Source organism: Corallococcus sicarius (genome assembly GCF_003611735.1).
GTDB lineage: Bacteria > Myxococcota > Myxococcia > Myxococcales > Myxococcaceae > Corallococcus > Corallococcus sicarius.
In genome coordinates, this window is sequence record NZ_RAWG01000262.1 from 1 (window position 1) to 13,723 (window position 13,723).

A 13,723-nucleotide genomic window follows, 5' to 3' on the forward strand; every position below is an offset into this window, starting at 1 on the left:
GGGCAGCGGCGCGCCCACCTCCCCGCCCTCCACCAGGCCCCACACCTCCAGCAGGTCCGCGAAGTCCATGCCCTCCGGCACCGCGTGCTCCACGACGACGCCCTCGGCCCGCAGCGTCGTGGTGAAGCGCTCGAGGAGCTGACGCGTGGACGCGTCGGCCCTGAACAGCGAGCCCAGGGGACCCAGCGTGTCCGCCCACGCCACCCGCAGGCCCTTGAGGGCCCGGGGCTGCGCGGCGCCCAGCGGCGCGACGGGCGGCACCTCCGGGTTGCGCGGATCCGCCCCCTCGATGAGGGACAGGATGAGCCGCAGGTCCGCCACCGAGCGCGCCAGCGGACCGGAGCACGCCATGTGGCGCACGTGGCGAGGACCGTCGGGCAGGTCGGGGACGTGGCCCGCGCTGGAGACGCGGTGCTCCGTGGGCTTGATGCCGACGATGCCGCAGAAGTGCGCTGGCAGCCGGATGGAGCCGCCAATGTCGCTGCCCACCTCGAAGGGGGTGAGGCCCGCCGCGACCGCCGCCGCCGCGCCACCGCTGGAGCCGCCCGGCGTGCGCCCCAGGTCATGCGGGTTGTTCGCCCGGCCCAGCAGCGGCCCGTGCGTCTGGTAGTCCGACGCGAACGGCGGCAGGTTCGTCTTGCCCCAGAGGATGGCGCCCGCGGCCTTGAGCCGGGCCACCACGGTCGCGTCCTCGGAGGGCACGTACCCGGCCAGGTTCGGATGGCCGGACGTCGTGCGCAGGCCCGCGGTGCTCCACGCATCCTTCAGGGTGAAGGGCACGCCGTGCAGCGGCCCCCACAGCTCTCCTCGCGCGAGCGCGGCGTCCGCCTGGGCGGCGCGTTCGCGGGCCCGCGCCTCGTCCCACGTCACCACGGCGTTGAGCGCGGGGTTGTGCTGATGGGCCCGGGACAGGAAGGCGTCCAGCACCTCCACCGCGGAGACCTGGCGGGCGCGAAGGGCCGCGGCCAGCTCCGTGGTCGTCAGGGACACGAGCGCTCGCGCGCCCCCGGACAACCCCGACTCCTGCGACGAGACGGAAGACTCCATGTGCACACCCCCAGCTTCCGGAGGATTTCTAGCAGCTCTTCCCAGCTACCGGACAGGGAGGGCCGGGGTCACCACGTAGGCGTTCGCCGCGGCGTTCACCTTCACCCGCGGCGGGCGGCGCTGGGATTCGAACCACCGGTAGCCGGGCTCCAGGCCGCGCCAGAAGGCCTTCCGCGAATCCGTCACACCGGGCAGGGACTCCAGGGCCGCGAGCCCCGCCGCATCCAACCGGCGTGGGAAGATGTGCACCGGCACGTCGCGCCCCATGCGCGTCCGGGCCTCGGACACCATCACGTACAGGGCTTCAATGGGCCCGTCCTCGATGGCCAGGCAGCCGATGCTCACGCAGTTGCCGTGGATGTAGATGTCGCCGCCCGGCTGCGCGGCCCCCAGCTTCCGGTCGAGCGCGTTCGGGTAGCTCACGCGCATCGACAGGTGGAAGGCGCTCTTCGGGTTGAAGAGGTCCACCGTGTAGAAGCCCTCCGGCACCTGTTCGTCCCCCATGGCCCGCTTGGGGCCCACGTCGCCGGACGCCGCGCAGATGGGGAAGGTGCGCACCTTCACCAGGGGCTTGCCCCGGGGGCCCGCCCAGACCTCCAGCTCGCGCTCGACCTTGAAGGCCCGCAGGTAGAGCTCCTCCGGCGGCCAGGACAGCCCCGCCTCCTTGAAGCTCCGGACGATTCCGGCCGTTTGATGCTTCCGGGCACCCTCGACGCGGTCCCCGGCGTGCGCGCACACCGAGGCCAACAGGACACCCCACAGCGGCAGGACCTTCATGGGCGGACGGCTCCTCTCCCGGGTTCGGCAGGGATTTCCCGGGGACTTCCGGGAGTTGGACGCCCAGGCCGCGTCAAGCGGTCCCCGGGCAGGGGTGGCAGGCGAACAGGCTACAGGGAGGGTCCCACCCCTGGCCCCCTGCTTGCCAAGCTGCTAGCAAGCGGTACGTGGGCCTTCTGGACGACGTTCAGCGTGACGGCGATGGAAACCAGGGCCTGCCCGGTGTTCTCATCTCCAACGTGCACCATGGCGAGCAGGGGCCGCCGGTGTACGTGACGACCGAAGCTCCCCGCCCCGTGCCGTTCCGGCCTTTTGCCTAAGAATGAATGACTCCCTCGAGACCCTCCTCGCCGACGGCATCATTGACGCCGTCATCGGCCAGCTGAAGACGGGCAAGGAGGCAGAGGTGTGGCTTGTCCAGCACGCCGGCCAGGTGGTCGCTGCGAAGCTGTACAAGGAGCGCCACGAGCGCAACTTCCGCAACAACTCCGGCTACAAGGAAGGCCGTGAGGTGCGCAACTCGCGCACCCGCCGCGCCATGGAGAAGGGCAGCCGCTTCGGGCAGGCCGCCGCGGAAGAGGCCTGGAAGAACGCCGAGGCCGACTCGCTCTACAAGCTGCACGCGCAGGGCGTCCGCGTCCCCACCCCCGTGCTGTTCTACGAAGGCATCCTCCTGATGGAGCTGGTGCTGGACGAGCAGGGCCAGCCCGCGCCCCGGCTGGTGGAGGCCCCGCCCCTCACGCCCGAGGAGGCCGAGGCCGTCTACCTGGACCTGCGCGGGCAGGTGATTCGCACCTTGTGCGCGGATCTCATCCACGGAGACCTGTCGCCCTACAACATCCTGATGAGTGGGAACGGGCCGACGCTCATCGACTTCCCGCAGACGGTGGCGGCGGCGCGCAACAGCCAGGCGGAGTTCTACTTCCGGCGCGACCTGGACAATGTCCGGGAGTTCCTCACGGGCATCTCGCCCCGGTTGGAGAGCCGCTCGGGGGACACGGGCGAAATCTGGAACGCGTACGTGCGCCGCGACCTGACGCCGGAGTTCTCGCCGTCGGGGACGTTCCGCGAGCCTCCCCGTCGCCAGGGGGCGCAGGGTCGCCCGGGTGGCCGGGCGGAGCGCTTCGGGCAGGAGGGGCGCGGCGACCTGCGCGCGGCCCCGGCGCCCGTGGCCGCGGTGGCGTTGGAGGAGGGCGTCAGCGCGGAGGAGGCGGAGCTGCGCGCGCTGGAGGCCCTGGTGTTGCGACAGGGTGGCGGTGAGCGCGGACGGCCGGTCGTCACGTCGAGCCCGCGCGATGGACGGCGGCGTGGAGGATTCGGTGGCAAGCCGCCGCCGCGCACCGGCAGTGCTCCCCGGCCCGGGAACGCGGGACCGCAGCAGGGTGCGGCGGCGCGTCCGCAGCAGGGCGGTGGTGCACGGCCCGGTGGGAACAACGGACGTCCGCAGCAGGGCGGGCCGCGCGCCGGGAACGGTGCCCCCGTGGCACAGGGCGCGAATGTGGCAGGTGATGCGCGCACGAATGGCCGGCCCCCGCAGGGTGGCGGGCCGCGCAACGGGAACCCGCAGCAGCGCGCGCCGAACGAGCCGCGCCGTGATGGGCGTCCGCCGCGTCAGCCGAACGGTGATGCCCGCGTGAATGGCCCGTCGCAGCCGCAGAATGGCAGTGCGCGCATGAACGGCGCACCGTCGGGCGGCGAGCCGCGCATGAATGGCGCACCGTCGGGTGGCGAGCCGCGCATGAATGGCCGCCCTCCCCGGGGTGAGCCCCGCGCGAACGGCCGGCCTCCGCAGGGCGGCGAGCCCCGGATGGACGGCGCGCAGCAGAATGGCAATGCGCGGATGAATGGCCGGCCGCAGCAGGGCGGCGAGCCCCGCACGGACGGCGTGCAGCAGAACGGCCGGTCGCAGCAGGGCCGTGGAGCCCGGACGGACGAGCAGCCCGCGCAGCACGGCGAGCCGCGCATGAACGGCCGGTCCCAGCAGAACGGTGGCGCCAGGACCGAGGGACAGCCCGCTCAGCACGGTGCGCCGCGCACGCACGACCGGTCGTCGGAGAACGGTTCCCGGACGGAGGGGCCGCCAGCACGACAGCACGGCGAGTCCCGTGCGAATGGCCGGCAGCAGAACACCGGCTTCGCCCAGGAGCCCCTGCCGCAACAGGACAGCGAGCCCCGGAGGAACAACCGGTCGCAGCCGCGGAACGGCGAGCCGCGCATGAACGGCCGGTCGTCGCAGAACGGCGACTCTGGCACGAATGGCCCGCAGCAGAACGCCGAGCCCCGCATGAATGGCCGGGCTTCCCAGCAGAACAGCGAGCCCCGCATGAGCAACCGGACTCCGCAGCACGGCGACTCCGGCAACGGGGGTCCACCACAGCACGGTGAGCCGCGCACGAATGGTCGGTCGCAGCAGAATGGCGAGTCGCGTGCGAATGGCCCGCAGCAGAACGGCGAGCCGCGCACGAACAACCGGGCTCCCCAGCAGCACGCTGAGTCCAGCTCGAACGCGTCGCCGCAGGGCGAGCCGCGCACCAACGGCCGCCCGCCGCGTGGACAGCGCACGCCGAACGCCGAAGCCGGTGACGCATCCTTCGCGCCCCCGAAGAACGGTGCTCCCGGCGGTGACAACCGCCGCCAGCGCGCGCAGGACACCGAGCCCCAGAACGGACGCGGCGCCCAGTCCGCGCCCCATGAGGCGCGCGACAACGCACCCCGGATGCCGCGTCAGGCCCCGGAGCGTGGCGCGGGACGCCCCAGTCGTGGCGGCTCGCCCCAGGTGAGCTACGTGGGCCGTTCGCCCGCGTCCGCCTCCTCCAACCGGGGCCCCGAGACGGGCTCGTAGTCCCCTGGCCCACCGGGCAGGACGGCGCGGACGCACGACGTCCGCGCCCTCCCCTACTCCGCCTTCACCACCGGCTCCCGCGCCAGCTCCTCGCGGAAGAAGCGGCTGCCCTGCGCGAGCGTCGCCATGTACGGCCGCACATCCTCGCGGGCCTCCGCGCCCAGCGCCGCGAACGGCGTCACGTGCGCGTCCGGCACATAGCGGAACGTCAGGTTGATGCGCCGCGTGCGGAAGTCCGGCAGCTCCGGCGGCATGACGTGCCCCGCGCGCGTGTCCACCCGCTGCACCCGGTGGAACGTCTGCTCCTTCCACTGCGCGCCGCCGAACAGCTGCAACGAGCCGTCATCCAACCACTGCTCCAGCACCACCGCGTCGCGCTCGCCCGGCCGTGACGACGTGACGAACTGGATGAGCGCGCGCTCGCCGAATGACAGCGACGCCACCGGCCCGGGCTCGAAGTCCTTGTGCTCGCCCACGCGCGCGGTGTCCACCCAGCGCCCGTCCTCCAGCCGGCTGCCGTAGAAGTTCACGAGGCACGTGTTGAGGTGCCAGCCCTGCGGCATGTCCGGGCCCCGGAACATCCGCCGCGCCAGCGCCTCCACCTTCGCGACCTGCCGCTCCAGCACCGCCGGGAAGGGCTCCGCCTTCACGCAGCGGTCCTTCACGCCCTTGGGCGGCCGGTAGTAGTCGAGGCACGCGAACTGCCAGTTGCCCAGCCAGTACACCGGCCGCAAGAGCCGCCGCTGCGTCTGCCCCTCCGGCGGCGGGAAGTGCTTCGAATAGCGCTCCTCCCACAGCGGGTGCAGCGTGCCCAGCCACGCGAGGATCTCCGCGCGGTCCGCCGCCGCGAGGAAGCTCGCGTTGTAGTGGTGGCCCGGGGTGCGCTGGGCCGCCTTGCGCGCCAGCACCGAGGGCGGGCCCTTGCGGGAACCGAAGCTCATGCGCGCGACCCTTACGCCTCGGAGACGGCGACGTCGAGCGCCAGCTCGATCATCTCGTCGAACGTCGTCTGCCGGTCCTCGGGGGACAGCTTCTCCCCGGTGAGGATGTGGTCCGACACCGTGAGCATTCCCAGCGCCCGCGCGCCGAACTCCGCCGCCACGCCATACAGGCCGGCGATCTCCATCTCCACCGCCAGGATGCCCATGCGCGCAAGCGTCGCGTTGAGCGCCTCCTGCGGGTGGTAGAACAGGTCCGACGTGAACACCGAACCCACGCGCACGGGCTTCTTGCGCTGCTCCGCCGCCTCCACCGCGCGGCGCACGAGCGTGAAGTCCGCCACCGCCGGGAAGTCGTGGTCCATCAGGCGCATGCGGTTCACCCGCGAGTCGGTGCCCGCGCCCTGCGCCACGATGACGTCGCGCAGCTTCACATCCTCGCGCAGCGCCCCGCAGCTGCCCACGCGGATGAGCACGCGCGCGCCAAACGTGCGCACCAGCTCCGTCGCGTAGATGGAGATGGAGGGCACGCCCATGCCGTGTCCCATCACCGACAGGCGCTTGCCGCGGAAGGTGCCGGTGTAGCCCAGCATGTTGCGCACCGACGTGACGGCGCGCGCGCCTTCCAGGAAGCGCTCGGAGATGTAGCGGGCGCGCAGCGGGTCGCCGGGCATGAGGACCACTTCGGCGAAGTCACCCGGAGCGGCGGAGATGTGCGGAGTTGCCATGGAGCGTGAAGCCTTTCAGCGCGCGGTCGACAGACCGGACGGGGCGCCCGTCGGTCCCGCCACAGGGGCGGGGGCCGGCGCGGCGGGAGTGCAGGGGTTGGGCAGCTTGCCCGAAGCCGGGGGCGTCGTGGACACCAAAGCGGGGGCCTGCGTCCGCGGCGGCAGCCGGCGCGCGGGAAGCTGCACGGGCGGCGGGATGGGGCAGTGCGTACACGGGCCCTTCAGGGGAATCACCAGCCGCCGGCCAATGCTCAGGAACGTGTTGCGCATCCGGTTGGCCTTCTTGATGGCCACCACGCTGGAGTTGTGCCGCATCGCGATGCCGCCCAGCGTGTCCCCGTTGCGCACCCGGTACATCATGAGGTTCTGGTCCGGCTGGAGCGCCAGCAGCGGCGCCACCCGGCGGCCCAGCTCCTGCGCGCGGGCGTTGAAGAAGCGCACGTGGAAGTGGTCGCGGTGCCGCCGCGCGTGCTTGATGACGGAGTTGAAGCCCGCGTTGAAGAGCGAGTCGAGCCACACCTTGTCCTCGCCAATGCTCAACGCGTAATCGTAGAGGACCCGCATGACGCGCTTGTCCACGAGGATGAGCTGCACGTCGGTGTTCGTCACCAGCGAGCGCACCAGCGCCCAGTTCATGGCCACGTCGATGTAGCGCTCCCGCTCGCGCGCGCGCACCGGCTCCGCGGTCGGATAGTAGAAGCCCAGGTCCACGTCGCGGCCGTTCTGGTGACTCTTGTGCGGACGCAGGTAGCCGCCGTCCTTGGTGGACAGCCGGTTGACGCGCAGCGGGGGCACGTTCGGGTACTGCGCGCGCACCGCGCGGATGGCGGTCATCACGTAGTTGACCGTCTCCTCCGTGCCCCAGGCGATCTCCGGCGACACCACGAGCCAGTCCTTGTCCTCCGGGACGCGGTGGCTGTTGAGCTGCCGGCCGCTCTCCACGAAGCCAATGGACATGGAGCCCAGCGTGGCGGGGTCCTTCTTCCACGCCTCGGTGAGCGCCTCGTCGGACAGCTCCGCGGTGTACAGGGGCCCCGCGGGCGCGGCGGGCGCGAGCGGCGCCTGGAGCTCGCCCTCCTCGCTCACGCCCTCGTCGTCGGTGGCCGCCGCCGCGTCGTCTTCCTCCTCTTCGGCCTCGGTGCCCGTGGGGCACGGGTTGTCGCGCATGGCCGCGTCGGTGACGACGGCGGCGACCTCCGCCGGGGACGGCATCGCACCCGGGGCCGCCGTCACGGGCGCGGCGGCCGGGGCCTCACCCGTCGCCGGGGAGGCTGTCGGAGCCTCAGCCTGGGCGGCCGGCGACGCGGCCGGAGCCACGGCCGGCGACGCGGCCGGAGCCACGGCGGTGGGCGCGGCCTGGCTCGGGACGGGAGCCGGGACGGGGGTGACGACACGCGCGGCGCAGCCGGCGCAGAACAGGAGGATCAGGAGTGAGGAACGCACCGGGCCGAAGGATGGCCCGAGAAAGCCCATGCCACAAAGCGCCGACCGCGATTTTGACTCCCGGTATGCACCCCTGCCTGCTTGCTTCAGCCTTCCGAGGGCGGCGGGGTTCGCGCCTCCAGCAGCAGCGCCGCGCGCCGGGGCGTCAGCACGTCGAAGGGCAGCCGCCGTCCACCGCCCATCGACAGCACGCGCTTGTCCTTGCTCACCAGCCACGTCGCGCCCACGCGCGCCGCCAGCACGAGGAACTTCTGGTCGTCCCGGTCCCGGCACACCGGCAGCTCCACCGCCGCGCCCCCTTCCACGTCCGCCACCCGCACGAGCGCGCCGTACCGCTCCCGCACTGCCTGCTGCGCCTCCGGCGTCAGCGCGAAGGAGCGGTATCCGAGCACCAGCTCCAGCTCCCGCAGCGTGTGCCGGTCCGCCCACGCCGTCAGCGCTCCGGCCCGCAGCGCCTCCAGCAACGGCCGCGCGAACGCGTCATCGAAGACGAGCAGATCCAGCACCACGTTGGTGTCCAGCACCACGGAACGAACGGCAGGCACAGCGGAAGGAGTCCTCACGGAAGAAGAACTTTCCGTCAGCAGCGCCGCCGACTCAACCTGCCCTCCAACCAGTCAATCCCAATGCACCGGATGTCCATGGTCAAAACCCGGAAAAAAGGAGAGAGATGGCTGCTGTAACCCCTCCTTCGGCCGGTCCCCTGCCGGTGAAAGGTCTGTCCATGACCGTGTTCTCCCGTTCGCTGTGTCTGACGTTGCTGAGCGCCTCCGCCCTGCTGGTGGGCTGTGGTGGCGAGGAAGTGCCCGTGCCGGCGGGAGAGGGCGTCGTCGTCCCGCCCGTGCAGACGGACGTCGCGGGAGGCGGCGTGAGCGCGAGCGCGGCCTGGTGTGACGACGTGACGACGTGGGATCCGGCGTGGGTGACGCTGGAGAACCAGGTGCTCACGCTCGTCAACCAGCGCCGCGCGGCGGGCGCGACGTGTGGCGGCGTCGTCAAGCCTCCGGTGGCGGCGCTCACGCTGGACACGCGGCTGCGCTGCGCGGCGCGCAAGCACTCCAAGGACATGGGCACGAACAACTTCTTCAGCCACACGGGCTCCAACGGCTCCACGCCGTGGCAGCGGATGACGTCCGCGGGCTACACCTACCGGAATGCGGCGGAGAACATCGCCGCGGGCTACGGCACCGCGCAGGCGGTGGTGGACGGCTGGATGACGAGCACGGGCCACTGCAACAACATCATGAACGGGGCGCTCAAGCAGACGGGCATCGGCTACTTCAACGGGCCCACCAGCACCTACCGCGCCTACTGGACGCAGAACTTCGGGACGCCGTAGGCGCCATGGCAACGGGGCGCATGTGCCCTATGCTGCCGGGCCCATGACCTCCCCGTACGCCGAGCACTTCCCCGCCCTGCGGTCTGGCTTCAGCTACCTGGACAATGCCGCGGGGGCACAGGTGCCCTCGCAGTGCATCCACGCCATCAGCCAGTTCCTCACCGGGGGCAGCTGCAACGTGGGCCAGCCCTACGCCGCCTCGCAGGTGGCCACCGCGCTCAAGGCCCGCGCGCGAGCGGAGACGGCGGAGTTCCTCCACTGTCTGCCGGAGGAGGTCATGCTCGGCGCCAGCGCCACCTCGCTCACCTTCCAGGTGGGCCGGGCCCTCTCGCGCCTCTTCAAGGCGGGTGACGAGGTCGTCATCTCCGAGCTGGAGCACGAATCCAACGCGGCCCCGTGGCGGGCGCTGGAGGCGCAGGGCGTGAAGGTGAAGACGTGGCGCGCGCACTGGCCGGAGGGGCGGCTGGAGCCCGCGGACCTGCGGGCGCTCGTCACCCCGCGCACGCGCCTGGTCGCCGTGACGGCGGCGGCGAACTCCGTGGGTGCGACGCCGGATATCGCCGCCGTGGCGGAGGTGGCGCACGGCGTGGGCGCGTGGGTGTTCGTGGACGCGGTGCACTCCAGTCCGCATCACCTGCCGGACGTGCGCGCGTGGGGCGCGGACTTCGCGGTGTTCTCTCCGTACAAGGTCTTCGGTCCGCACCTGGGCTGTCTGTACGTGCGGCGCGAGCTGCTCGCGGGGCTGCCGGCGGACAAGCTGTGGTTCGTGCCGGATGACAGCCCGCAGAAGTTCGAGCCGGGCACGGCCAACCACGAAGGCTGGGCCGGCTGGCTGGGTTCACTGAGCTACCTGCGCGAGGTGCTGGGCGGAGGACAGTCGGGGCGCGAGGGATGGGTGCGGGCCTTCCAGCGCATCGAGGAGCTGGAGCGGCCGCTGCTGGAGACCACGCTGGAGCGGCTGTCCCGCCACCCGCGCGTGAACCTCTACGGACCGAAGCAGCCGAAGGGGCGCGTGGCCACCTTCTGCTTCAACGTACCCGGAGTCCCGCCGCGCTCGGTGGCCGAGCACCTGGCCCGGCAGCACGTGGGCGTCGCCGCGGGGCACTACTACGCCACGCTCGCGGCGGAGGCGCTGGGCGTGATGCCGGACGGCGCCGTGCGCGCGTCACTGCTGCACTACAACACCCTGGAGGACGTGGAGCGGCTGATGGCGGGCCTGGACTCGCTGCCCTGAGCCCGAACGAGCGCTGGACATCGGAAGGGTTCGGGCTCGGACTGACTGGGCTTCCTGGAGACACCATGGCGGACAGCGACTACGACATCCTCGACGAGCGGTTCAGACGCTGCATCCGACGCAGCGCGAAGGTGGAGCGGCTGTATGAGGGCTGCCGCTGGGCGGAGGGGCCGGTGTACTTCCCCGTGCACCGGATGCTCGTCTGGAGCGACATCCCGAATGACCGGATGCTGCGCTTCGATGAGACGACGGGCACCGTGGGCGTCTTCCGTCAGCCCGCGGGCTTCACCAATGGCAACACCCTGGACCGGCAGGGCCGACTCGTCACCTGCGAGCACGGCGCGCGCCGCGTCACCCGCACCGAACACTCGGGTGAAATCACCGTGCTCGCGGACCGCTTCGAGGGCAAGCGCTTCAACAGCCCCAACGACGTGGTGGTGAAGTCGGACGGCTCCATCTGGTTCACCGACCCGACCTACGGCATCGACACGGACTACGAAGGGCACAAGGCCGAGTCGGAGCTGGGCGCCTGTCACGTCTACCGCATCGATGGACAGACGGGCGCGGTGCGCATCGCCGCGGGCGACTTCGTGCGGCCCAACGGACTGGCCTTCTCCCCCGACGAGCGCCGGCTCTACGTCGCGGACACAGGGGGCACCCACGTCCCGGACGGGCCCCGGCACCTGCGCGTCTTCGACGTGCGGGACGACGGCACGCTCGCGGGCGGAGAGGTGTTCGCCACCTGCCCGGCGGGGTTCTTCGACGGGTTCAAGCTCGACACGGAGGGACGCCTCTGGACGAGCACCGCGGACGGCGTGCATTGCTACGCGCCGGACGGGACGCTGCTGGGCCGGGTGCGCGTGCCGGAGCCCATCGCCAACCTCACCTTCGGCGGGCCCAGGCGCAACCGGCTCTTCATCTGCGCGACCACGTCCCTGTATTCCGTCCTGCTGCCCGTCAATGGCATCCCGCCCTGTTAGGCCGTCACACCTCGACGGGAGGCTCGGGGCGCCTGCTCGTCAGCGTCGCTCCCGCTGACGCGAGGCTCACCAGCCCCACCGCCAGCCATTGCAGGGGCGTGAGGTGCTCGCGCAGGAAGACCCAGCCCATCAAGGCGGCCACCGCGGGCTCCAGGCTCATCAGGATGCCGAAGGCGCGGCTGGACAGCTGGCCCAGCGCCAGCATCTCCAGGCTGTACGGCAGCGCGCTGGACAGCAGCGCCACGCCCACGCCCGCGGCGAACAGCCCTGGCGTCAGTCGCTCCAGACTCCCGCCCACCAGCGCGAACGGCAGCACCGTCAGCGTCGCGACCACCATGCCCGCCGCCACGCCCTCCCCTTCGGGGACGAGCCGGGAGAGCCGGCCGCCCACCAGGATGTAGATGGCCCAGCACGCGCCCGCCGTCAGCGCCAGCACGACGCCCAGCGGATCCAGTCCTCCGGGCCGCGACGTCCACGGGGTGATGAGCACGATGCCCGCCGCCGCGAAGAGCACCCACAGGAAGTCCAGCGCCCGGCGTGACCCCACCACCGCGAGCACGAACGGCCCCACGAACTCCAGCGTCACCGTGAGCCCCAGCGGAATGCGCGCGAGGGCCAGGTAGTACGTCAGGTTCATCACCCCCAGCGCCAGGCCGTAGGGGATGACCGCCGCCCACTGCGCGCGGGTGTAGCGCGTCAGCGCGGGCCGGAAGAAGGCCAGCAGCATCACCGACGCCAGCACGAGGCGCAGGCCCGTGGCCCCCATCGCGCCCAGCGCCGGAAAAAGCCCCTTCGCGAGCGCCGCCCCGCCCTGCACGCTCACCACGGCGAAGAGGACCGCCGGAATCGGGGACAGGAGGGGCGCTCGGCGGCCGGCTGGGGTCATGACGCCGGACTCTTATCACCCCTCCTCAGGGAGTCACGGGCTCACGCCACGGCCCGGCCCGCAGGAGCGCCCGGCGCGCGAGGAAGCGGGAGACATTCCACTCGGGCAGCGTGTCGTGCGGGGCCAGCCGGTCGCGGTGGCTGTTCAACAGCAGCGCCGCGTCGGACTCGGAGAGCAAGGAGAGCGCGGGCATCAGCGCGGGCACCGCATCCGCGGACAGCCGGGACAGCAGCTCCACGTCCAGCGTGCCGGTGCGCGCGTGGCGCTCCAGGTTGTGGCGGGCGATGAAGGCCTCCGGGTTGATGACGTTGAGCGCGAGCACCGAGCACAGCGCCGTGGCGAAGGCCCCCACCGCGAAGCGCTCCATCCGCCACCACAGCGTCACCGCGCGCCAGGCCAGCGCCGCCCCCAGCGCGACCATGAAGACGTGCGTGTACAGGCGCAGCAGGGTGTAGCCGAAGGCGTCCTCGTAGAGCGACAGCCGCTTCATCGCCGACGCGAGGATGACCAGCGTGAGGACCACCATCAGCGACGTGCCCGCGCGGAACACGGCCTGGGCCACGGGCGTCTCGCGGCGCGTCCAGCGCGTCAGCGCCATCACCAGGGCCAGCGTCAGCAGGGAGACCACGACCAGTTCGAAGAAGCCGCGCCGCGCGTACTCCGCGAAGGAGTAACCGGACGCAGGGGACGACGCATCGCCGATGAAGAGGTACGCCACCTGGAAGCCCGCGAAGAGGAGGAAGAGCGCGTCCACGGTGAGGATGAGCGTCAGCGCCTCGATGAGGCCCAGGCGCGGCGAGGCGGGCTCCACCTCCGCGTCGCCCCACTCCTTCGCGCCCCGGCGGCGCAGCGCGTGGCCCAACACCCCCGCCGCGACGCACGCGCTGAAGGCCACGCCGATGCCGCGCCCCACGAGCACGTCCAGCCCCAGGTTGAACGACAGCAGCCGGTCCATCGCCGAGGAGAAGACGCCGTCCGCCGCGCTGAGCAGCACGCCGAACACGAGCAGCACCGGCAGCGTGAGCAGCAGGCCGCGCCCGAGCGACAGCAGGCGCGGGGTGTGGGCGCGCAGGCCGCGCACGTCCACGCTGCTCCGGGCCAGCGCGGGCGGATAGCGGAAGGCCTGGAACGCGGCGCCCAGCACGACGGCGGGATAGCCGGTGAGGCCCAGCCGCTGCACCCGGCCCGCGGCCCAGAAGTGCGCCAGCAGCATCAGGAGCACGCCCGCGGTCAGGACGTTGAGGGACAAGAGCCACGGACTGTCACGCACGGCCACGAAGCCGGTGACCAGGCCGAGCGGGACGAGGAGCCACGCGTTGGGCCGCGCGCGCTGCCAGCCCTCGCGCCCGCCCAGCCACGCGAGCGCGCCCACCAGGGCCGCCACCAGCACCGGGAAGCCCAGGCCCCAGCGCTCGCGGTCCAGCAGCACCTCCGCGAGCAGTCCCAGCGACAGGGACGCCGCCAGCATCCGGCGCGGGGCGCGAACCCACGGCAGCAGCGGACGGGACG

Annotated in this window: 12 protein-coding genes; 4 read left to right on the forward strand and 8 right to left on the reverse strand. The window is 72.1% G+C overall.

Annotated features, from left to right (window positions below):
* Positions 1 to 1,047 (reverse strand): amidase (locus D7X12_RS30820; protein ID WP_147443850.1); only part of this gene is annotated, 1,047 nt, incomplete at its 3' end.
* Positions 1,048 to 1,092: 45 nt separating this feature from the next.
* Complete coding sequence (locus tag D7X12_RS30825) at positions 1,093 to 1,824, reverse strand: L,D-transpeptidase family protein (RefSeq protein WP_120628824.1); 732 nt, start codon at positions 1,822 to 1,824, stop codon at positions 1,093 to 1,095.
* A 322-nt stretch (positions 1,825 to 2,146) separates the two neighbouring features.
* Between D7X12_RS30825 and D7X12_RS30830 the strand changes: the two genes are divergently transcribed.
* Positions 2,147 to 4,666 carry an RIO1 family regulatory kinase/ATPase domain-containing protein gene (locus D7X12_RS30830; RefSeq protein WP_120628825.1) on the forward strand — a complete coding sequence of 840 codons (2,520 nt, stop codon included), beginning with the start codon at positions 2,147 to 2,149 and terminating at the stop codon, positions 4,664 to 4,666.
* Between the two features lie 53 nt (positions 4,667 to 4,719).
* Here D7X12_RS30830 and D7X12_RS30835 read toward each other — a convergent pair whose 3' ends face one another.
* The 4 genes from D7X12_RS30835 to D7X12_RS30850 form a co-directional block, all read right to left on the reverse strand.
* Positions 4,720 to 5,607: an alpha-ketoglutarate-dependent dioxygenase AlkB gene (locus tag D7X12_RS30835; protein ID WP_120628826.1), complete on the reverse strand. Its 888-nt coding sequence runs from the start codon at positions 5,605 to 5,607 to the stop codon at positions 4,720 to 4,722.
* Between the two features lie 11 nt (positions 5,608 to 5,618).
* Positions 5,619 to 6,332 (reverse strand): purine-nucleoside phosphorylase, encoded by a 714-nt coding sequence (gene deoD, locus D7X12_RS30840; RefSeq protein ID WP_120628827.1) that lies wholly within the window; start codon positions 6,330 to 6,332, stop codon positions 5,619 to 5,621.
* A gap of 15 nt (positions 6,333 to 6,347) precedes the next feature.
* Positions 6,348 to 7,775, reverse strand: coding sequence for a LysM peptidoglycan-binding domain-containing protein (locus D7X12_RS30845; protein WP_120628834.1), 1,428 nt, complete (start codon positions 7,773 to 7,775; stop codon positions 6,348 to 6,350).
* A gap of 86 nt (positions 7,776 to 7,861) precedes the next feature.
* A complete protein-coding gene (locus tag D7X12_RS30850; protein WP_244224879.1) occupies positions 7,862 to 8,320 on the reverse strand; it encodes a putative toxin-antitoxin system toxin component, PIN family in 459 nt (152 codons plus the stop codon).
* Positions 8,321 to 8,499: 179 nt separating this feature from the next.
* Here D7X12_RS30850 and D7X12_RS30855 point away from each other — a divergent pair, with 179 nt between their 5' ends.
* From D7X12_RS30855 to D7X12_RS30865, 3 genes are all read left to right on the forward strand, one after another.
* Entirely contained in the window at positions 8,500 to 9,114 is a 615-nt protein-coding gene (locus tag D7X12_RS30855) for a CAP domain-containing protein (RefSeq protein WP_120628829.1), read from the forward strand.
* Positions 9,115 to 9,157: 43 nt separating this feature from the next.
* The gene (locus tag D7X12_RS30860) at positions 9,158 to 10,348 is read left to right on the forward strand and encodes a cysteine desulfurase-like protein (protein WP_120628830.1); all 1,191 of its coding nucleotides are present in this window, start codon (positions 9,158 to 9,160) and stop codon (positions 10,346 to 10,348) included.
* A 65-nt stretch (positions 10,349 to 10,413) separates the two neighbouring features.
* Positions 10,414 to 11,328 carry an SMP-30/gluconolactonase/LRE family protein gene (locus tag D7X12_RS30865; protein ID WP_120628831.1) on the forward strand — a complete coding sequence of 305 codons (915 nt, stop codon included), beginning with the start codon at positions 10,414 to 10,416 and terminating at the stop codon, positions 11,326 to 11,328.
* A 4-nt stretch (positions 11,329 to 11,332) separates the two neighbouring features.
* On the opposite strand, the gene D7X12_RS30870 is transcribed toward D7X12_RS30865, so the two are convergent.
* Both D7X12_RS30870 and D7X12_RS30875 read right to left on the reverse strand, forming a co-directional pair.
* On the reverse strand, positions 11,333 to 12,214 hold the full coding sequence (locus D7X12_RS30870; RefSeq protein WP_120628832.1) for an EamA family transporter: 882 nt from the start codon (positions 12,212 to 12,214) through the stop codon (positions 11,333 to 11,335).
* Positions 12,215 to 12,239: 25 nt separating this feature from the next.
* The coding region (locus D7X12_RS30875) for a DUF4153 domain-containing protein (protein WP_147443851.1) at positions 12,240 to 13,723 on the reverse strand (1,484 nt) is incomplete at its 5' end.

Bases quoted from the DNA above. Each gene is read 5' to 3' on its own strand.
- D7X12_RS30855 (WP_120628829.1), top strand. From the start codon at position 8,500: ATGACCGTGTTCTCCCGTTCGCTGTGTCTGACGTTGCTGAGCGCCTCC.
- deoD (WP_120628827.1), bottom strand. From the start codon at position 6,332: ATGGCAACTCCGCACATCTCCGCCGCTCCGGGTGACTTCGCCGAAGTG.
- D7X12_RS30835 (WP_120628826.1), bottom strand. From the start codon at position 5,607: ATGAGCTTCGGTTCCCGCAAGGGCCCGCCCTCGGTGCTGGCGCGCAAG.
- D7X12_RS30830 (WP_120628825.1), top strand. From the start codon at position 2,147: ATGAATGACTCCCTCGAGACCCTCCTCGCCGACGGCATCATTGACGCC.
- D7X12_RS30870 (WP_120628832.1), bottom strand. From the start codon at position 12,214: ATGACCCCAGCCGGCCGCCGAGCGCCCCTCCTGTCCCCGATTCCGGCG.
- D7X12_RS30865 (WP_120628831.1), top strand. From the start codon at position 10,414: ATGGCGGACAGCGACTACGACATCCTCGACGAGCGGTTCAGACGCTGC.
- D7X12_RS30825 (WP_120628824.1), bottom strand. From the start codon at position 1,824: ATGAAGGTCCTGCCGCTGTGGGGTGTCCTGTTGGCCTCGGTGTGCGCG.
- D7X12_RS30860 (WP_120628830.1), top strand. From the start codon at position 9,158: ATGACCTCCCCGTACGCCGAGCACTTCCCCGCCCTGCGGTCTGGCTTC.